Source organism: Micromonospora sp. M61, from assembly GCF_018070245.1.
Lineage (GTDB): Bacteria > Actinomycetota > Actinomycetes > Mycobacteriales > Micromonosporaceae > Micromonospora > Micromonospora zamorensis.
The window spans coordinates 38,570-56,888 of the sequence record NZ_JAGPYA010000005.1; the positions used below are offsets into that span (position 1 = coordinate 38,570).

An 18,319-nucleotide genomic window follows, 5' to 3' on the forward strand; every position below is an offset into this window, starting at 1 on the left:
TGACCTCCGCTATGCCGAGCGCAACTCGACCAGACTGATCTGCGGCTCGGCACCGACCCGGACGGGTGGCCCCCAGAAACCGGCGCCGTTGGTCACGTAGACCTTGGTGCCGTCGACCTCGCCGAGCCCGCTGACCACCGGCTGCTCCAGCCGCACGGCCAGGTTGAACGGCACCATCTGCCCACCGTGGGTGTGCCCGGACAGTTGCAGGTCGACGCCGTACCGGGCCGCCTCCACCGCGGCCAGCGGCTGGTGGGCGAGCAGCACCACTGGACGACTCGGATCACGGTCACCGAGCGCGGCGGCGAAGTCCGGCCCGGCCGCCAGGCCGCTGTCTCCGGTGGCGTCCAGGTCGTTCACGCCGGCCAGGTCCAGCACGCCACCCCGGGCCTGGATCTCCTGGCGCCGGTTCTGCAGGACCCGCAGGCCCAGACGGTCGACCTCCTGAACCCACTCCTCCACCCCCGAGTAGTACTCGTGGTTGCCGGTGACGAAGAAGCTGCCGTAACGGGAGCGCAGGTCGCGCAGCGGCGCCGCGGCCGAGCCGAGTTCGGCGACCGAGCCGTCGACCAGGTCCCCGACGACCGCGACCAGGTCCGCGTCGAGGCGGTTGATCGCGGCGACGATCCGCTCGGTGTGCGCGCGGCCGCGCAGCGGACCGAGGTGGATGTCGGAGACGGTGGCGATGCGCAGGCCGTCCATGCTGCGGGGGAGCTTGGCGAGCGGGATCTGCACCCGGTCGAGTCGTGGTGGGCCGAGGGCGGTGCGGACGCCGTACCCCACGGTGCCGGCGGCGGTGAGGCCGGCGAAGATGGCCGCCCCACGGGCCAGCAGCAGCCGACGGCCCGGGTCGTGATCCGGTGCCGCGACGGCGCCGGCGGCCGGCGGGTCGGTTGGCCCGGCGGCACCGACCAGCACCGGCTCGGGCGCGGCGGCGGTCGGCTCCGCGGCGACCACCCGGCGACGCAGCACCAGCCGGGTGACCAGCATCGGCACTTCGAGCACGATCAGCACGACGAGCAGGTAGAACATCAGCGCGAGCCACACGTAGCCCGGCCAGGCGAGCCAGTAGAGCCCGGCCTGCGTCCCGGCGAGGGTGACCGGCACGAGCAGCGCCAGCACCAGGGCGGCGATCGCGCCGATCCGGCGCCAGCGGCCCGGTGTGGTGGTGTCCCGAACGAGCCGCTTCCACAGGTAGAGGTGGATCAAGCCGGTGATCAGGGCCAGGACGGCCACGAACCCCAGAACCGCCAACATGCGTGCGCCTCCCTCAGCCTCCCGCGAACGGGGGCAGGACATCGATCGTGGCCCCGGCCGGCAGGGGTGCCTGACGATCATGACAGGTGACGCCGTTTACCAGGAAACTCGCCACCCGCAGCACGGCGGCGAGCCGGTCGCCGTGGCGCCGCACCAGCTCGGCCGTGAGGTCGTCGAGGGATCGGCCGGCGGGCAGGACTTCCTCGGTCTGGCCGGCGGCGGCGCGGGCGCCCGCGAAGTAGCGGACGGTCAGCGGGCCCGGGGTCACGGCTCAGCCCCCGATCGCGGACATCGGCCGGGTCGGCTGGAGGAAGGTGGGGTCGTCGATGCCGTGCCCGGCGCGCTTGCCCCACATCGCGGTGCGCCAGCGCCGGGCCAACTCGTCGTCGTCCGCGCCGGTGCGCAGGGCGGCACGCAGGTCGGACTCCTCGGTGGCGAAGAGACAGGCGCGGACCTGGCCGTCCGCGGTCAACCGGGTGCGGTCGCAGTCTCCGCAGAAGGGGCGGGTGACGCTGGCGATCACACCGACCCGGGCGGGGCCCCCGTCGACCAGCCAGGTCTCCGCGGGTGCCGCGCCCCGCTCCGCCGGGTCGGGACTGAGGTCGAAGGCGGTCCGCAGGGAGGTCAGGATCTCCTCCGCGGTGACCATCGTGCTGCGGTCCCAGCCGTGCTGGGCGTCCAACGGCATCTGCTCGATGATTCGTAGCTGATAGTCGTGGTCGAGGGCGAAGCGCAGCAGGGCCGGCGCCTCGTCGTCGTTGACGCCGCGCATCAGCACAGAATTGATCTTCACGGGACTGAGCCCGGCGGTCGCCGCACCGGCGAGCCCCGCCAGCACCGCGTCGAGGCGGGGACGGCGAGTGAGCCGGGTGAACCGGTCCGCGTCCAGAGTGTCCAGCGAGACGTTCACCCGGTCGAGGCCGGCGGCGCTCAGCGCCGGGGCCAGCCGGTCCAGCCCGATGCCGTTGGTGGTCAGCGAGATCCGGGGGCGGGGCTGCAACGCGGCGACCGCGGTCACGATGCCGACCAGCCCGGGCCGGATCAGCGGCTCACCGCCGGTGAACCGCACCTCGGTCACACCGAGCCGTTCGACGGCCACCCGGACCAGCCGGACGATCTCCTCGTCGGTCAGCAAGTCGGGGCCGGCCAGCCAGGGCAGACCTTCGGCCGGCATGCAGTAGGTGCAGCGCAGGTTGCACTTGTCGGTGAGGGACACGCGCAGGTCCCGGGCGACGCGGCCGTACCGGTCGACGAGGACCCCGTTGGTCCCCGGGGCGGCGCTCACCTGTCGACCGTAGCGCGCTCGGCGCCGCCCAGGGCGGCACGGGCGGTCTGGACCACCACATCTCGGTAACTGCCGCCGAACAGGGCGGTGTGCACGAGCAGCAGATGCAGTTGATGCAGTGGCACCCGCTCGCGCCAGCCGTCCGGCAAAGGCCAGCTCTCCTGATAGGCGGCCAGCACCCGATCCAGGTGGGGGATGCCGCCGAAGAGGGCGAGCTGGGCAAGATCCGTTTCCCGGTGCCCGCCGTGCGCCGCCGGGTCGACGAGCCAGGCCCGGTCGTCGGCGCCCCACAGCACGTTGCCCGGCCACAGGTCGCCGTGGATGCGGGCGGGTGGCTCGTCGCCGCCGAGCCCGCCGACCCGCTCGATCACCCGCTCGATCACTGTGACGTCGGCGCTGGTCAGCGCAGCGGCGTCGACCGAGCGCCGCAGGTAGGGGGTGAGGCGTCGCTCGGCGAACCACGTCGACCAGGGCCCGTCGGTCGGGGTGTTGTCCTGGGGAAGTGACCCGATGAAACCGGACCACGCGGCGCCGAAGGTGGCCGCACCCGCCCGGTGCAGCTCGGCCAACTCACGGCCGAAGCGGTCCGCGGCCTCCGGCGTCGGCTCGCCGGGCTCCACCCAGTCGAGCGCCAGCAGGTCCGGCAATGCCACGACCACCTCGGGTACGCCGACAGCGCCGGCCTCCCGCAGCCAGCGCAGGCCGGCCGCCTCGGCGGCGAAGAAGCCCTCCGGCGCCGGTCGGTCGGCCCCCTCCGGCCAGGACTTGGCGAAGACGGAGTGGCCGTCGTCCAGGGTGAGCCGGGCGGCAGCACAGATGTTTCCGCCGGCCACCGGCGTCTCCCGGAGCCGCTGATGGGTCCGGAAGGTCGGCAGGTGTGCCGGGTGCGCGCGCAGGTACGCCAGGTCCATCAGCGCACCGTAACCGCTCCCCACGACAGCACGGTGCCGCCCGAGGACACCGACACCGTTCCGGCAACCCGTAGGCGCGGGCTGAACAGGGAAAACACGCTGAGTAGCTGTGGATAAGCCGCGTGTCATCCACAGGGTCTGTCGAGCCGGGCGGACCCGCCGCACGCTTCCGGCATGACCTCGACCGACCGCCCCCAGCTCGCCGTCCGTTCACCCGCCGACCTGATCGCCGCGGTGCCGTACCTGCTCGGCTTTCATCCCACCGACAGCGTGGTCGCCGTGGCGTTGCTCGGTCGGCAGATCATCTTCGCCGCTCGTGCGGACCTGCCCGACCCGTCGACCGACCAGCTCGAGCGGGCCCGGCACCTGGCCGGTGTGATCCGCCGGCAGGGCGCGGAGGCCGCCACCGTGGTCGGCTACGGGCAACCCGATCGGGTGACGCCGGCCGTGGACGCGGTGCGCGCCGCACTGAGCGCCGGCGGGATGGACGTGCTCGACGCGCTGCGGGTGACCGACGGCCGGTGGTGGTCCTATCTCTGCACCGAGCCCGACTGCTGCCCGCCCGAGGGCCGGCGCTACGACCCCGACGCCAACCCGTTGACCGCATCCGCTGTCTTCGCCGGCCAGGTCGCGCTCCCCGACCGGGCCGCCCTCGTGGCGCAGGTGTCACCCGTGGACGGCTCGGCCCGGGAGGCGGCGCGCGCGGCGACCGCCCGGGCCCGGCTGAGGCTGGCCGAGCTGATCGAGCAGGCGCCCGAGAGTGATCTGCTCGGCGGTCGTGCGGTGCGTTCCGCCGGGGTGACGGCGGTCCGCGAGGCCCAGCGCCGGCAGCGACGTGGTGAGCGGCTCGACGACGACGAGGTGGCCTGGTTGAGCCTGCTGATGACCCACCTGCCGGTCCGCGACCACGCCTGGGAACGCACCGACGGTCGGGACCGGGACATCGCCCTCTGGACCGACGTGCTGCGTCGGGTCGAGCCGGAGTTGGTTGCCGCCCCGGGCGCGCTGCTGGCGTTCGCGGCGTGGCGAGCGGGGCAGGGGGCGTTGGCGGCGGTCGCACTGGAACGCACGTTGAGCCTGCACCCGGACTACTCGCTCGCCGTGCTGCTGGACGACCTGCTCCGCCGCGGCGTACCCCCGTCCGAGCTGGACGGCTGGCCGTCGGTCGGAATGCCGGGCGTGGTCCGTCCCCGCAGACGGAGCCGACGTGGCCGCCGCTGACCAGCATGGTAATACCGTGGGTGCTACCAGAGTGGGTAGGCTGCCGGGTATGACCGTGAAGCGCTCCGTGAGCCTCCCCGACGACGTCGCGGAGTGGCTCGACCAGCAGCCCAACGTCTCGGCCGCGATCACCGCTGCGGTGCGTGCCCAGATGGCCGCCGGGCATCTTCACGAGGTGCTGCGGCGAGCCGGCATTGAGCCGACCGAGGCGGGCCGGGCGCGGTGGCGGGCGCGACTGGCCACACCGATTCCGGCGGACGCACTGGCGGAGGCCCGCCGGATGCTGGGACGGGCCGGATGAGCGATCAGATCGCGGCCGTGTTCGACGCGTCGGCGTTGACGGCCTACATCGAGGGCAACGTCTCGGTGGGGGAGCTGATGCTGGAGGTCGCCAACGAGGGCCGGCAGGTTGCCGTCCCGGCCACCTGTCTGGCGGCCGCCATCGCGGGCGCGGGCGACGAGGTCGGCGCGGCGCTGCTGGCCCTGATGATGAGCGCGCCGGTGATCTGTCTGCTGCCGCTCGACGCAGCCGAGGTGCGGGACACCGGCACGTTGGCCCGTGCCGTTGATGGAGACATCTCGCTCGGTCAGGCCGCCAGTGCGGCACTCGCCCACGAGGCGCACTACGCGACAGTGCAGCCCAAGCTGGCGGCGAAGGTGCTGCCGACCAACTGGAGCATCCTCGACCTGGCCTGACCAGGCGACCCGACGGCGAGACCGTCGGCGTGCGGCGTCCAAGTGGGCGGCAGGCCGGCTTGATCGACTCGGGCTTGATCGACTCCGCTTTCCGGAACTCGGGGTGTCCCCGCTGCTGCTATACCCCGATTTCAACGAACCCGAGTCGATCACCGATCCGTGCGCGAAGGTCCAGGGCATCCGTCGAAGGATGTAGGCGGTGCTCCTGTCCACGGCCGACGCGGCAGCGCCACAACCACCGGAGAATGATCTCGTGACCCCCGAATTGCTGCTGTCGCTGGCCGGGCTGGCGTTGATCGACAGCACCAGCATCGGCACCCTCTTCATCCCGATCTGGCTGCTGCTCGCGCCCGGCACGGTCAACGCGCGGCGGATCCTCGTCTACCTGGGCACCATCGCCCTCTTCTACTTCGCCGTCGGGCTGCTGCTCGCCGTGGGTGGCAGCCAGTTGGCCGACGTCCTCGGCGGGGCGATGGACAACCGGCCGGTGCTCTGGGCGCAACTCGTTCTCGGCGTTGGGCTGTTCGCTCTCAGCTTCCGGTACGACGGGAAACGACGGCCACGCGGCGGCGGGGTGCTGCGGTGGCGGGACCGGGTCACCGCCGGTGACTCGTCGATGCGCTGGCTGGTGGGGCTGGCGCTACTCGCCGCGCTCGCGGAGGTGGCGACGATGCTGCCGTACCTCGGTGCGGTCGGTCTGCTGACCACCTCCGGGATCGGTGCGGCGGAGATCGTGGGGTTGCTCGCTGCCTACTGCGTGGTCATGGTCCTGCCTGCGGTGCTGCTGCTCGTGGCGCGAATGGCGTGGCCGAGGCTGGTCGAGCCGGTGCTGGTGCGGCTCAACGGCTGGATCGCACGCCACTCCGGCGGCATGCTCGGCTGGGTCCTCGGCATCGCCGGTTTCCTGCTTGCCCGCGATGCCGTGATCCGGCTGGGGCTGCTCGACGAGCTGGTGATCAGACTGTGACCCGTTCGGGACGGGCATAGACGTTCATGGTGTTGCCGCGCAGGAAGCCGACCAGCGTCATGCCGGCCTCCTCGGCCAACTCGGCGGCGAGGGTGCTCGGCGCGGACACCGCGGCCAGCAGCGGCAACCCCGCCATCCATGCCTTCTGGGTCAGCTCGAAGCTGGCCCGCCCGGAGACCAGCAACAGGTGCCCGGCCAGGGGCAGCCGCCGTTCCCGCACCGCCCAGCCGATCACCTTGTCCACGGCGTTGTGCCGGCCCACGTCCTCCCGGAGCACCACCAGGTCACCGTCCGGGGTGAACAGCCCCGCCGCGTGGAGTCCGCCGGTCCGATCGAAGCCGCGCTGGGCGGCGCGCAGCCGGTCCGGCAGTTCGGTGAGGAGGGCGGCCGGCACGCTGAGCGGATCCTCCGAGACCGGGAACAGCGACCGGGTGCGGACCGCGTCGATGCTGGCCTTGCCGCAGACCCCGCAGGAACTGGTCGTGTAGAAGTTCCGGGACGGATCGGTGGTCGGTTCCGGCACACCGGGCGCGAGCACCACGTCCACCACGTTGTACGTGTTCGGCGTTTCCGCGCCAGCGCAGAGCTGTGCGGTCAACACGTCATCGGTCGACCGGATCAGCCCCTCGGTCAGCAGGAACCCGATGGCCAGGTCCAGGTCGTCGCCCGGGGTGCGCATCGTGACGGCGAGCGGTCGGCGGCGGCCGGGACCGGCCGCACCGACCCGGATCTCCAGCGGCTCCTCCACCGCGAGCGTGTCCGGTCGGCGGACCGACCCGCGTCCGTCAGCCGCCGCGTCCAGGTCGATCCGGAGTACGCCCCGTCGATCAGTTGCCCGTCCCATCCCGCCATCCTCCACCCCAGGCCGGCACGCCCGCACGGCCACCGGCCACCAGGCACCGGCAGCGAGCGCGTCTGGGCATCGACACGGCCAGCCGCCGTCGGGACGTCCACACGGCCAGCGCCGTCGGGGCGTCCACACGGCTACGGTGGCCGGATGGGGACGTACGCCGCCGTGGTGCTCGCGGGTGGGGCCGCCCGACGGATGGGCGGAGTCGACAAACCCGCGCTTCCGGTAGGTGGCCGGCCGATGCGCGACAGGGTGCTGGCCGCCGTCAGCGATGCCACGCTCCGGGTGCTGGTCGGTTCGGCCGACGCCGTCCCCGCAGGCGTGCGGGTCATCCGGGAGGAGCCACCCGGCGGTGGGCCGGTCGCCGCAGCGGCTGCCGGCCTGGCGCTGCTGGATTCCGACACGGCACTTGTCGCGTTGCTCGCCGCCGACCTGCCGCTGCTCACCCGCTCCGCGATCGGAAAGTTGCTGGGTCACGTCGCCGAGGAGGCCGCGGTAGGCGGTGGCGAGCGACGGCCCGACGGGGCCTGCTTCGTCGACGGGGACGGGCGGCGGCAGTCGCTCTGCGGTGTCTGGCGCGTCGCCGCGCTGCGCGGCGGGCTGGACCGGCTGGCGGTCGAGCGCGGTGGCAGCCTGAGCGGGGCGCCGGTCCGGGCGTTGCTGGCCGGGCTCGTCGTACGGGAGGTGCCCTGGTCCGGCGACGGCCCGCCGCCCTGGTTCGACTGCGACACTGACGAGGACGTACGCCGGGCGGAGGAGTGGGCGCGATGACGGTGATGGACGACTGGGTCACGGCGGTGTGCACGGAGTTGGATCTGGACCCGGCCGGTGTGCCCGTGCCGGCGGTGCTGGATCTGGCCCGGGACGTCGCCCACCAGGTGCTGCGGCCCGGGGCGCCGGTCACCGCGTACCTCCTCGGGTTGGCGGTTGGTCGAGGGGCGGACCCGGCCGACGCCGCAGCCCGGGTCAGCGCGCTGGCGGGCACCTGGCCCGTCGAGCTGGGCGCCGACCCTGCGGACCCGACGGCGCCCTGACCGCCGTTGTCCGATCCCGGTCCGGGCTGATTCGGCCCACGGGCGGCGTGGGTAGGGTGATCGTGACGGACGGAGGCGATCATGACGGCTGACCACCCCTCGGCGCCGCACGGTGAGCTGCCTGGCGCTACGGCTGAGCCGGTGGAATCGATCCTGCTCGACGAGCCCAGCACCACCGACCTGCGGGCGAAGGTGACCGAGGCGTGGCAGGAGTTCGCTCGCGCGCTCGCCGTGCGACTGCGGGACCTTCCGGTGGGGGCGCATCTCGACGTGACGCTGGACCCGACCGCCTCCGGCACCGGAGACGCCGTCTATTCGATCAGCGTCGACGTGGACGCCGACGGCGTGCTGTCCGCCCGTGCGGTCGGAAACGCCGCCCTGCCGGCGGGCTACCGACTGGACCGGGGCGCGGTGGCGGACATGGTCGCGCTCGGTTGGTCCCCGCCGGGGGTGGTCCCCGGCTCCGGTGGTTCCTTCGGGCTGAACGCCACGACGGGCGAGTCGACCAGGGTCGCCACGCTGCTCTCCCGCACGCTGCGCGACGTCTACGGTGCTCCGCACCCGGCCTTCCTGGTCTATCTGGTGCACGACGCCGAGGGGGAACCGCTGTCCTCGGAACCGCTGGGCACCGCGCGCAGCGAGTTCGGTCCGGACGCCGATGTCGAGGCGGACCTGGAGGAGGCGCTCGCCGAGGCGGCCGCCGCGCAGGTCGAGCGGGACGACGTGCTCGACCTGGCGGACCGGGTCCGTACGGTGGTCTCCACGATGTTGAAGTCGGACACCGACCGGTTGCAGATCGACTCGGACGGCGACATCACCATCCGCGCCGGCTCGGCGATGGTCTTCGTGCGGGTGCGGGACAATCCACCTCTGGTGGACGTCTTCTCCCCGGTGCTCACCGAGGTGGAGCCGACCGAACGCCTCTACGTCAAGCTCTCCGAGTTGACCAACCGGATGCCGATCGGCCGCCTCTATTGCGCCGACGACACGGTCTGGGCGTCGATCCCGGTCTTCGGCCGCAACTTCCAGGCCACCCACCTGATGCTGGCGGTGCAGGTGATGACCGGTCTCGCCGACGAGCTGGACGACCGTCTGCACGGCGAGTTCGGCGGCAAGCGGTTCTTCGGTGAGGGCGACAAGCCGGTCCGACGCGACGACTCGGAGCACCGCACCGGCATGTACCTCTAGGGCACGTCCAGCAGGGTCTTGCCGACCGTCGCGCGCGCCTCGATGGCGGCGTGCGCGTCGGCGGCGCGGTCCAGCGGGAATCGCTGGCCGATCAGCGGTCGCAGGCGGCCGGCCGCCGCGTCCGCCAGGGCCTGCTCGGTGTACGCCCGCAGCCGCGCGGGCGGCACGTCCGGCCGGATCAGTGTGACCTGCCGTGCCGTGGCGGCCTCCCCGGAGACCGGCGACCACTCCCCGCTGGCCAATCCGAAGCTGACCATGCGGCCACCCGGGTCCAGCAGCTCGAATGCCGCTCGGGCCACCGCCCCGCCGACCCCGTCGAGCACCACGTCGACCCCACCCGTCGCAGCTCGGACGCGGTCGGCCCAGTCGGGCAGGCGGTAGTCGACGGCCAGGTCGGCGCCCAGGCCGGTCAGCAGCTCCACCTTGCGGGGTCCGCCGGCGACGCCAATCACCCGGGCGCCGGCCCGGGACGCGAGCTGCACGAGGAGGCTGCCCACGCCGCCAGCGGCGGCCTCCACCAGCACCCGGTTGCCGGGTTGTACGCCCACCGCCTCGATCAGCATGGTGGCGGTACGCCCGTCGGCCAGTAGTGCCACCGCGTCGTCCAGCGCCAACCCGGCGGGCACCTCGATCGGTGCTGACACGTCCACCACCGCGCGTTCGGCGTAGGCGCCGGAGCCGCCGGTGGCGCTGACCACCCGTCGCCCGATCAGTGCCGGGTCGACGTCCGGCCCGACGGCGGTGATCGTCCCGCCGACGCCGTTGCCGGGGATCAGCGGTGGTGTGACCTGGAACGGCCCGGGGCGACCGGAGCGCTGCTGCGTCTCGACGAAGGTGATGTTCACGTGCGCGACGTCGATCAGCACCTGCCCGGGGCCGGGCGTCGGGTCGGGGGCGGTGCCCGGCACCAGCACGTCGGGCCCGCCGAACTCCCGCAACCAGATCGCCCGCATGTGGTCCCCCTCGGCCTCGGCGGGCCTCGTGCCACGCCACGACCATTGCACCTGTTGAAGCGGGCTTGAGGTCAAGGTCGGGTGGAAGGACCCACGCCCGGGGATTCGACCAGCCGGGAGAGCACGATGGTGCTGCGGGTGGAGGTCACGAAGGACTCGGCGCGCAGCCGCTCCAGCGCCGCCTCCAGGTGGGCGATGTCGGCGGCGCGCAGGTGCACGAGCGCGTCCGCCTCCCCGGAGACCGTGTACGCGCCGACCACCTCCGGGTGTCGGCGTGCGGCCACCCCGATCTGTGCGGGGGTGGTCCGGCCGGCGCAGAACAGCTCGACGAACGCCTCCGTGGTCCACCCGACGGCGGCCGGGTCCACGACGGCGGTGAATCCCCTGATCACGCCGGTGGCCCGCAGCCGGTCGACGCGACGCTTGACTGCCGGGGCGGAGAGTGACACCCGCGTGCCGATGTCGGCGTACGACGCACGGGCGTCGGCGACGAGTAACGCAATGATCCGCTGGTCTACCGCGTCTATCTGCAACGTTCCGCCTCTGGGAAGCAACGGTTGTGGCTGTTACCAAAGTTCAACGGTACCTACTCTTGGTGACCGTGAACCAGCACCGAGTGCCGCGAAAGCGGACATATCTCTTGTGCTCGCCGGAGCACTTCGCGGTTGAGTACGCGATCAACCCGTGGATGGACGTGACCACCCCGGTCGACAGGGACCTGGCCGTCAAACAGTGGGACCGGCTGCGCGAGACGCTGGTCGGCCTCGGTCACGAGGTGCACCTGCTCACCCCCGAGCAGGGCCTGCCCGACATGGTCTACGCCGCCAACGGCGGCTTCACCGTGGACGGCAGCGTGTATGGCGCTCGGTTCAAGCACGAGCAGCGGGCCGCCGAGGCCGCCGTTCACCACGCCTTCTACGAGTCGCAGGGCTGGCGGTTCATCGCACCGAGCGAGACCAACGAGGGCGAGGGCGACTTCGCGTACGTGCCGGAGGCGCACGGCGGGCTCATCCTGGCCGGGCACGGCTTCCGCACCGAGCTTTCGGCGCACGGTGAGGCGCAGGAGGCGTTGGGTCGGCCGGTGGTGTCGCTGCGCCTGATCGACCCTCGCTTCTATCACCTGGACGTGGCGCTCGCGGCCATCGACGACTCGAACGTCGTCTACTTCCCGGGCGCGTTCTCCGCGGCCAGCCAGCGGGTGCTCACCCAGCTCTTCCCGGACGCGGTGATCGCCGACGACGAGGACGCGATGGCCTTCGGGCTCAACCTGGTCAGCGACGGCGCCAACGTGGTGCTCAACAGCGAGGCCACCCGGCTGGCCGGCAAGCTGAAGGCCGCCGGATACAACCCGGTGGCGGTCGACCTGGCCGAGCTGAAGAAGGGCGGCGGCAGCGTGAAGTGCTGCATCGCCGAACTGCGGCACTGACCCGCGAACGCCTCGGGGCCGGCCTCCCGCTGGGAGACCGGCCCCGAATCGTGCTCAGGGTGGGCGTTCAGCCCAGCGTGGCCAGCTCGTTGATCAGCACGTTCGACATGACCTGACCGTCGCGCTGCACCTCCCGCAGATACCACTTCTGCTGGGGCGTGCGCGGCTGGTTGAACTGCCAGATGCCGCGCGGGCTGTCGATCTGGCCGATCTTGCCGAGGGCCAGGTTGACCTGCTGCGGCGTGGGCTTCCCGCCGGTCAGCTGGATGGCCTGGTCGAGGACCTGCGCCGCGTCGTACGACGCCATCGCGTACGTGGTGGGGGTGACCTGGTACTTCTTGCGGTAGGCCGAGGCGAAGACCCGGTTGGACGTGTTGTTCAGGTCGGCCGAGTAGTTCAGCGCGGTCTGGATGCCCAGCGCGTTGTCCTTCAGGTTCTCCAGCACGGAGCCCTCGGTGAGGAAGCCGGGTGCGTAGACCGGGCCGGCGAACTTCTCCCGAAGCTGCTTGATGAACTCCACAGCGGCAGCCCCGGCGAAGAAGCAGAAGACGGCCGTGGGCTTCTTGGCCAGTGCCTTGGTGATGTCCGAGGCGTACGTCGTCTTGCCCGGGTTGGGGTTGGCGCTCGTGTAGGTCACCGGGTCGGAGATGCGCGCGTCGTTCGCGCCGAACTCCTCCCGGAAGCCGCGCACCACGTCCGGGCTGCCGACGTTCTCCGGCATGATGATCGCGACGCGGCTGTTCGGCCTCAACTGGTCACGCAGGTAGCGGCCCAGCGCCCGGCCGGCCTCGTCCAGCACGTACGACGTCCGCCAGATGTAGAAGACGCTCTGGAGGCTGCTCGGTGAGGCGTTGGAGCCGATCAGCGGGACGCGGGCTTCCTCGACGGTGTCGCGGATGCCGACCATCACCGCCGAGTTGACCACGCCGGTGAGCGCCAGCACGCCCTGCTTGAGCAGGCCTTCGACGGCGGCCTTGCCGGTCTTGGCGGTGTCACCCTCGTCGGCGGTCAGCAGGTTGACGGGGTGGCCGCCCAGCCGCTGGTCGTGCAGGTCGAGGAAGACCTGGAATCCGTTGGTGATGTCGTCGCCGATGCTCTTGAACCCGCCGCCCTGCGGCGTGATCAACCCGATCTTGACCGGGCTGCGGTCGGCGGCCGGCTGGGCGTCGGTGTCGGAGCCACACCCGGCGACGAACCCGGTGGTACCGAGCGCGGCCAACAGTTGGAGCGCCCGCCTGCGATTCATCTGCGACACCGAGTTCCTTCCAAGGAGCGTTGCAGGGCCGAACACCGCCCCTCCGGCGTTCTACCTGGTCCGCGACGCTGCGTCAATGGCTATAGATCATCGTGCAGGGCCCGCAAAGCGTCGAGAACCTGAGGCCAGGCGGACGACTCAGGGTCGATCAGCCCGAAATGCTCGCATCCGGGCAGTTCAACAAGGGAGATATCGGATCCTGCGCCACGGGCTGCTGTGACGAAGTCGCGGCTCATCTCCGCCGGAACCTGTTGATCCTCCGAGCCGTGAATGACTACGGTGCGTGTTCGAATGGGTACCAACATTCGTGGATCCGCCGCCGCGTACCGGTCCGGCATCTCCGCCGGGCCGCCGCCGAGCAACGCCGCCACCGCGCCCGCGTCCAGGTCCCGCCGGTACGCCTCGCCCAGGTCGGCGACCGGGGCCAGGGCGAGCACCCCGGCCACCGTCGCCGGGGCGCTGGCCGCCACGTACATCGCCAGGTGGCCGCCGGCAGAGTGCCCGAGCAGGGTCGGCGCGGCCCGGGTCACCCGGCCGGGCAGCGCCTCGGCGGCCAGCGCCGGCAGCTCGGCCACGCCGGTCAGGACGTCGGTCAACGTGCCCGGCCAACCGCCTCCCGGCTGCCCGGTCCGCCGGTATTCCAGCTGCGCCACCGGGTAGCCGCAGGCAGCGAGAGCGGCCGCGAGCGGGCCGGTGTGCCGCCGGTCGTACTCGGCCCGCCAGAAACCGCCGTGCACCACGACGACCAGCGGTCGCGCGGGGCCGGTCCCCGCCGGGAAGCGCAGGTCGGCCACCTGATCCGGGTGGTCGCCGTACGCGACGGTCCGGTCGGGTTCCGGCGCGGGTCGGGTCAGCACGGCGCGCGGGTCGACAGGCATGGCGCGACGGTAGCGCGCCCCGCCCGGGTGTTTCGGCCCCGGGAGTAGGTCCCGGGCGGCATGGGTCGCGCTCGCTGGGTAAAGATGGACCCCATGACCGAAGCGCGCTCCGCTGGACAAGACGACGAGCCCGGCCCCGACGATTCCGGCCACTCCGGCACCGTTGTGGTGGTCGGCCCGGACGGCCGGCCGATCGGCACGATGCAGACCGACGAGGGCCAGGGCGAGGACCCGACCCGCCTGGTCGAACAGCCGGCCAAGGTGATGCGGATCGGCAGCATGATCAAGCAGTTGCTGGAGGAGGTGAAGGCCGCACCCCTGGACGACGCCAGCCGCAACCGGATGCGGGAGATCCACGAGCGGTCGATCGTCGAGCTGAAGGAGGGCCTCGCCCCCGAGCTGCGCGACGAGCTTGAGCGCATCTCGCTGCCCTTCGCCGAGGACAAGGCCCCCAGTGAGGGCGAGCTGCGGATCGCGCACGCCCAGCTCGTCGGCTGGCTGGAGGGCCTGTTCCACGGCATCCAGGCGGCCCTGGTGGCCCAGCAGATGGCCGCCCGGGTCCAGCTGGAGCAGATGCGTGGCGGCCGGCAGGCGCTGCCCAGCGGCCCCGGTGGGATGGTCCCCGGGATGCCGGGCATCGCCCAGCCGGGCAGCGGTGAGGGCCACAACACCGGTCAGTACCTCTGACCGGTCGCGGCCCGCTCAGTCCAGACCGAAGACCTTCTCCAGGTACGCCGCCACGCCGTCCTCGGTGTTCGCCGTCGTCACGTCGTCGGCGACCGCCAGGACGGCGCGGTGCGCGTTGGCGACCGCCACGCCCCGCCCCGCCCAGGTGAGCATCGGCACGTCGTTGGGCATGTCGCCGAAGGCCAGCACGTCGGCGGCGCTCACCCCGAGTCGATCGCAGTACCAGTCCAGGCCGGCAGCCTTGGTCACCCCGGCGGCGGAGATCTCCACCAGGCCGGAGGACGACGAGTGCGTGGCCTCCGCCAGCCCCGCCACCGCTGCCGCGATCAGCTCGGCGAACGCGTCCGGGTCCTGCTCGCCGGCTCGGGCCAGCAGCTTCACCGCCGGGGCCGAGAGCAGTTCCTCGGGCGTCTCGACCGGTCGGATGCCGGCGGCGTCGGCGTCCCAGCGCAGCGGGTAGTGCGCCTCGTGTCGCATCTCCCGGCTGTTGAGGATCTCGACGGCGAAGCTGATGCCGGGCACCTCAGCGCGCAGCCTCCGGGCCACCTCGGCCAGGTGCTGCGGCGCCAGCGGGTCAGCCCGCAGCACCTCGTCGGAGAACGGGTCGTAGACCACGGCCCCGTTGGCGCAGACGGCCGGCAGAGGCTCGGCCAGTTGGTCGTACACCATCTTGAGCCAGCGGACCGGACGGCCGGTGACCAGGACGACCGGCGTGCCTTGCGCGGAGATCCGCGCGAGCACGTCGGTGGTGCGTGGGCTGACGGTGTGGTCGTCGCGGATCAGCGTGCCGTCGATGTCGGTGGCGATCAGGCGGGGTGTCTCTTGCATCACCGGGACAGTAGCCGGTCGAGGTACACCGCCACTCCGTCGTCGTCGTTGCGCAGGGTCACCTCGTCGGCGGCGGCCCGGACGTCCGGGTGCGCGTTGGCCACCGCCACCCGCGCCCAGCCGGCCCACTCGAACATCGGCAGGTCGTTGGGCATGTCACCGAAGACCAGCACGTCGGCCGGGTCGACCCCGAGGGTCTGCGCCACCACGGTCAGCCCGCTCGCCTTGTCCACGCCGGGCGGGCAGATCTCGATGAAGCCGAGCCCGGCCTGGGTGAGCGTGGCGACCTGCGGTGAGACGATCCGGCGGGCCACCGCCAGCAGTTCGTCCACGTGGTGGTCGGCGGTCCGGGCGAATGCCTTGATCACATCGCAGGAGAGGCACTCCGCGCGGGTCCGCGCCTCGAACCGGTCCTGGTAGGGCCAGCTCTCGTGGTAGTCACCCCAGAGCGGCGCGTCATGCTCGTCGGACGCCTCGACCATCACCGTCAGCGGGCCGACAGCGGCTTCCAGGTCGGCGAGCAGCCGGGCCAACACCTCGGCGGGCAGCCGCTCGTCGCGGAGCACCAGCGGGCCGGAGGGGTCGCTCTGGTCGACCACCCGTCCGCCGCCGGCCATCACCAGGAAGTCGGCGGCGCGGATGTCGTTGCGGGTCAGTTCGGTCAGCCGGGGGCCGCGACCGGTCGCGCCGACCACCGGAATTCCGGCGGCCCGCACCCGGTCGAGCACCCCATGGGTGTACGCGGAGACGGTCTCGTCGCCGCGGACCAGTGTCCCGTCGAGGTCGGTCGCGATCAGCTTGGGTAGTCCCGGGCGGGTCATCGTTCCTCCTTCGCCCGCCGCCGTCGCAGCCTGCCGTGCGGTCGGAAAAGCCGAGGCCCGGCGTAACGGCGGGCAGCAACCGTACCTCGCGGAACGGGTCGCATCCATGGCTTCCAGGCGAATCGGACGCCAACGGGCGGCACTTCTCCGGTGTCCGTCGAACGCGGCGCGGCGAGGACAGCCGTTGCCGGGATCCGCGCAGCTCAGGACGGGGTGTCGGGGCGCGCGAAAGGCGCGGCGGGGGTGACCGTCAGGTCGGCCGGTGCGGGCAGGCCGTCCTCCTGCACCGGGTCGCGGTCCCGGCGACGGCGCCAGGCACGGGCCGCCGGCACGTCCCCGGGCTGGTCGTCCTCCGGCGTCCCGGCCGGGGCCAGCCGCAGGGCCGCAGCGAGCAGCACACAGGCGGCGAAGGCCATGATCAGGCCGCGACCGTACTCGGCCTTGAAGCCGTCCTGTGCCGAGTAGAAAAAGGTGCGCTGACCGGAATCGTTGAGGGTGGCCGTGGCGGCGACCAGCAACGCCAGCAGGGCACCGGCCAGCGTGAGGCCGGTCAACCGGGCATTCGACCGCACGGACGCGGTGCCGCGAAGCGCCAACACCACGGTGCAGACCAGCGCGAGAAGCCCCACCAGGTAGCCGACACCGAAGCCGCCGACCTCGGACACCCCGGCGGGCACCTCGATCGTGGCGTCCCCCTCGGGCCCGCCGTTCGGCAGGCTCATCACCAGCCACTCACCGACCATCGAGGCGACCCCGGCCACCGCGCCCAGACCGGCGAGCAGCAGGGGCAGCCGAGGGTCCTGGGTGAGCCCGGCCAGGGACCAACCGAATCGGCGGCGCGGGGCCGGGTCGTCGTCGGCACCCCACTCGATCACGGCCAGACCGTCGGAGCGGTCGCCCTGCCGTGGGATGGGAAGCTCCTCGGACATCGGTCATCCTTCCGTCCGGTCACGGACCTGGGTCGCATCATGGCACAGCCAGCTGTGCGTGACGGGGATCGCAGGGCGGGCGTCCGCCCCGGTCGGTCGCTCGGCGGTCACCTTTCCGCTAGCGTTCTCCCCATGCCTATCCGTACCGCTTCAGCACAATGGCAGGGCAATCTCACCGAGGGCGCCGGCACCGTCCGCACCGGTAAGGGCGGCCTGTCGGGCAACTACTCGTTCAAGTCGCGCTTCGAGGAGGGCGAGGGCACCAACCCCGAGGAGCTGATCGCCGCCGCGCACGCCGGCTGCTTCTCGATGGCGTTCTCGAAGGCCCTCGCCGACGCGGGCTCGACGGCCACCTCGGTCGAGACCACCGCCAAGGTCCACCTGGACAAGACCGACGCCGGGATGACCGTGACCCGGATCGACCTGGAGACCGTCGGCCAGGTCCCGGGCATCGACGACGCGGAGTTCCAGAAGCTCGCCGAGGCCGCCAAGGCCAACTGCCCGATCTCCCGCCTGCTCTCGCCCGGCGCCGAGATCACCCTCAACGCCCGCCTGGCTTCCTGAGCCGGTCGACCCACGAACCGCTCGACCACGGAGAGAGTCCTCGCCCACCTCGGGAATCACTCTCTCCGTGGCCCCGCGGATCCCTGCGGTGCTCCAACTGACCGGGCCGGGCGCACCCCGCATCGGGCAGAATGGGTGAGGTGCCGGTGGAGATGACCCGCGAGCGCTTCGAGGAACTGGTCGGCGATGCCCTCGACGAGGTGCCCGAGGAACTGCTCGGCCTGATGAGCAACGTGGTGATCCTCGTCGAGGACGACCCACCGCCGGGCGAGGCCGACCTGCTCGGTCTCTACGAGGGTCACGCCCTCACCAGCCGCGGCTGGGACTACTCCGGCGTCCTGCCGGACCGGATCTTCATCTACCGACACCCGATCCTGCGGATCTGCGACAACGACGACGACGTCATCGACGAGGTGGCGGTGACCGTGGTGCACGAGATCGCCCACCACTTCGGCATCGACGACGAGCGGCTGCACGCGCTGGGCTGGGGCTGAGCGCCACCGGTCAACGGCAGCCGGTCCTCGCAGCGCGGCCGCTGGCACGTGGTTGCCCGGGTCGCCTACCTTCGG

The 18,319-nt window shown here is 72.1% G+C and carries 23 protein-coding genes; 11 read left to right on the forward strand and 12 right to left on the reverse strand.

Annotation, left to right across the window (positions count from 1 at the left end; all coding sequences use genetic code 11):
* Positions 1-9: 9 nt before the first annotated feature.
* From KBX34_RS04340 to KBX34_RS04355, 4 genes are read right to left on the reverse strand one after another with little or no spacing between them, the layout of a single operon-like run.
* Entirely contained in the window at positions 10-1,257 is a 1,248-nt protein-coding gene (locus tag KBX34_RS04340; protein WP_088950754.1) for a metallophosphoesterase, read from the reverse strand.
* A 13-nt stretch (positions 1,258-1,270) separates the two neighbouring features.
* Positions 1,271-1,525, reverse strand: coding sequence for a MoaD/ThiS family protein (locus KBX34_RS04345; protein ID WP_210923423.1), 255 nt, complete (start codon positions 1,523-1,525; stop codon positions 1,271-1,273).
* 3 nt (positions 1,526-1,528) lie between these two features.
* The gene (gene moaA / locus KBX34_RS04350) at positions 1,529-2,542 is read right to left on the reverse strand and encodes a GTP 3',8-cyclase MoaA (protein WP_210923425.1); all 1,014 of its coding nucleotides are present in this window, start codon (positions 2,540-2,542) and stop codon (positions 1,529-1,531) included.
* Positions 2,539-3,453 carry a fructosamine kinase family protein gene (locus KBX34_RS04355; protein WP_088952097.1) on the reverse strand — a complete coding sequence of 305 codons (915 nt, stop codon included), beginning with the start codon at positions 3,451-3,453 and terminating at the stop codon, positions 2,539-2,541. The genes moaA and KBX34_RS04355 overlap by 4 nt, the downstream gene beginning before the upstream one ends.
* A gap of 174 nt (positions 3,454-3,627) precedes the next feature.
* Between KBX34_RS04355 and KBX34_RS04360 the strand changes: the two genes are divergently transcribed.
* The 4 genes from KBX34_RS04360 to KBX34_RS04375 all read left to right on the forward strand — a co-directional run bounded on the left by KBX34_RS04360 (position 3,628) and on the right by KBX34_RS04375 (position 6,337).
* Positions 3,628-4,674 (forward strand): DUF4192 domain-containing protein, encoded by a 1,047-nt coding sequence (locus tag KBX34_RS04360; RefSeq protein ID WP_210923427.1) that lies wholly within the window; start codon positions 3,628-3,630, stop codon positions 4,672-4,674.
* Positions 4,675-4,723: 49 nt separating this feature from the next.
* Positions 4,724-4,975 carry a hypothetical protein gene (locus KBX34_RS04365; protein WP_099849426.1) on the forward strand — a complete coding sequence of 84 codons (252 nt, stop codon included), beginning with the start codon at positions 4,724-4,726 and terminating at the stop codon, positions 4,973-4,975.
* Complete coding sequence (locus KBX34_RS04370; RefSeq protein ID WP_210923429.1) at positions 4,972-5,370, forward strand: hypothetical protein; 399 nt, start codon at positions 4,972-4,974, stop codon at positions 5,368-5,370. The genes KBX34_RS04365 and KBX34_RS04370 overlap by 4 nt, the downstream gene beginning before the upstream one ends.
* A 253-nt stretch (positions 5,371-5,623) precedes the next feature.
* Complete coding sequence (locus tag KBX34_RS04375) at positions 5,624-6,337, forward strand: GAP family protein (RefSeq protein WP_210923430.1); 714 nt, start codon at positions 5,624-5,626, stop codon at positions 6,335-6,337.
* Here KBX34_RS04375 and fdhD read toward each other — a convergent pair.
* Positions 6,327-7,181 (reverse strand): formate dehydrogenase accessory sulfurtransferase FdhD, encoded by an 855-nt coding sequence (gene fdhD / locus KBX34_RS04380; RefSeq protein ID WP_210791699.1) that lies wholly within the window; start codon positions 7,179-7,181, stop codon positions 6,327-6,329. The two genes, KBX34_RS04375 and fdhD, sit on opposite strands and share 11 nt — an antisense overlap.
* Before the next feature lie 153 nt (positions 7,182-7,334).
* On the opposite strand from fdhD, the gene KBX34_RS04385 reads away from it, so the two are divergent.
* From KBX34_RS04385 to KBX34_RS04395, 3 genes are all read left to right on the forward strand, one after another.
* On the forward strand, positions 7,335-7,958 hold the full coding sequence (locus KBX34_RS04385) for an NTP transferase domain-containing protein (RefSeq protein ID WP_210923432.1): 624 nt from the start codon (positions 7,335-7,337) through the stop codon (positions 7,956-7,958).
* Positions 7,955-8,221, forward strand: coding sequence for a DUF6457 domain-containing protein (locus KBX34_RS04390; RefSeq protein WP_088952096.1), 267 nt, complete (start codon positions 7,955-7,957; stop codon positions 8,219-8,221). The genes KBX34_RS04385 and KBX34_RS04390 overlap by 4 nt, the downstream gene beginning before the upstream one ends.
* 81 nt (positions 8,222-8,302) lie before the next feature.
* Positions 8,303-9,409 carry a hypothetical protein gene (locus tag KBX34_RS04395; RefSeq protein ID WP_210791693.1) on the forward strand — a complete coding sequence of 369 codons (1,107 nt, stop codon included), beginning with the start codon at positions 8,303-8,305 and terminating at the stop codon, positions 9,407-9,409.
* Here the strand turns inward: KBX34_RS04395 and KBX34_RS04400 are convergent.
* Positions 9,406-10,362, reverse strand: coding sequence for a zinc-binding dehydrogenase (locus KBX34_RS04400; RefSeq protein WP_210923434.1), 957 nt, complete (start codon positions 10,360-10,362; stop codon positions 9,406-9,408). The genes KBX34_RS04395 and KBX34_RS04400 overlap by 4 nt on opposite strands.
* A gap of 71 nt (positions 10,363-10,433) precedes the next feature.
* Complete coding sequence (locus tag KBX34_RS04405) at positions 10,434-10,895, reverse strand: Lrp/AsnC family transcriptional regulator (protein WP_088950743.1); 462 nt, start codon at positions 10,893-10,895, stop codon at positions 10,434-10,436.
* A gap of 59 nt (positions 10,896-10,954) precedes the next feature.
* Here KBX34_RS04405 and ddaH point away from each other — a divergent pair, with 59 nt between their 5' ends.
* Positions 10,955-11,788, forward strand: coding sequence for a dimethylargininase (ddaH, locus tag KBX34_RS04410; protein ID WP_210923436.1), 834 nt, complete (start codon positions 10,955-10,957; stop codon positions 11,786-11,788).
* Positions 11,789-11,855: 67 nt separating this feature from the next.
* Here the strand turns inward: ddaH and KBX34_RS04415 are convergent, their stop codons facing one another.
* Both KBX34_RS04415 and KBX34_RS04420 read right to left on the reverse strand, forming a co-directional pair.
* Complete coding sequence (locus KBX34_RS04415) at positions 11,856-13,043, reverse strand: ABC transporter substrate-binding protein (RefSeq protein ID WP_210923438.1); 1,188 nt, start codon at positions 13,041-13,043, stop codon at positions 11,856-11,858.
* Between the two features lie 80 nt (positions 13,044-13,123).
* The gene (locus KBX34_RS04420; protein ID WP_210923440.1) at positions 13,124-13,921 is read right to left on the reverse strand and encodes a S9 family peptidase; all 798 of its coding nucleotides are present in this window, start codon (positions 13,919-13,921) and stop codon (positions 13,124-13,126) included.
* Positions 13,922-14,005: 84 nt separating this feature from the next.
* Between KBX34_RS04420 and KBX34_RS04425 the strand changes: the two genes are divergently transcribed.
* Positions 14,006-14,608, forward strand: coding sequence for a bacterial proteasome activator family protein (locus KBX34_RS04425; protein ID WP_210923442.1), 603 nt, complete (start codon positions 14,006-14,008; stop codon positions 14,606-14,608).
* Positions 14,609-14,623: 15 nt separating this feature from the next.
* On the opposite strand, the gene KBX34_RS04430 is transcribed toward KBX34_RS04425, so the two are convergent.
* From KBX34_RS04430 to KBX34_RS04440, 3 genes are all read right to left on the reverse strand, one after another.
* Complete coding sequence (locus KBX34_RS04430) at positions 14,624-15,436, reverse strand: HAD family hydrolase (RefSeq protein ID WP_210791685.1); 813 nt, start codon at positions 15,434-15,436, stop codon at positions 14,624-14,626.
* On the reverse strand, positions 15,436-16,257 hold the full coding sequence (locus tag KBX34_RS04435; protein ID WP_088950737.1) for an HAD family hydrolase: 822 nt from the start codon (positions 16,255-16,257) through the stop codon (positions 15,436-15,438). The genes KBX34_RS04430 and KBX34_RS04435 overlap by 1 nt, the downstream gene beginning before the upstream one ends.
* 203 nt (positions 16,258-16,460) lie before the next feature.
* On the reverse strand, positions 16,461-17,186 hold the full coding sequence (locus tag KBX34_RS04440; protein ID WP_210923444.1) for a hypothetical protein: 726 nt from the start codon (positions 17,184-17,186) through the stop codon (positions 16,461-16,463).
* Between the two features lie 132 nt (positions 17,187-17,318).
* On the opposite strand from KBX34_RS04440, the gene KBX34_RS04445 reads away from it, so the two are divergent.
* On the forward strand, positions 17,319-17,750 hold the full coding sequence (locus tag KBX34_RS04445) for an OsmC family protein (protein WP_088950735.1): 432 nt from the start codon (positions 17,319-17,321) through the stop codon (positions 17,748-17,750).
* 146 nt (positions 17,751-17,896) lie between these two features.
* Complete coding sequence (locus tag KBX34_RS04450; protein ID WP_172862248.1) at positions 17,897-18,244, forward strand: metallopeptidase family protein; 348 nt, start codon at positions 17,897-17,899, stop codon at positions 18,242-18,244.
* The last annotated feature ends 75 nt before the right edge of the window (positions 18,245-18,319 follow it).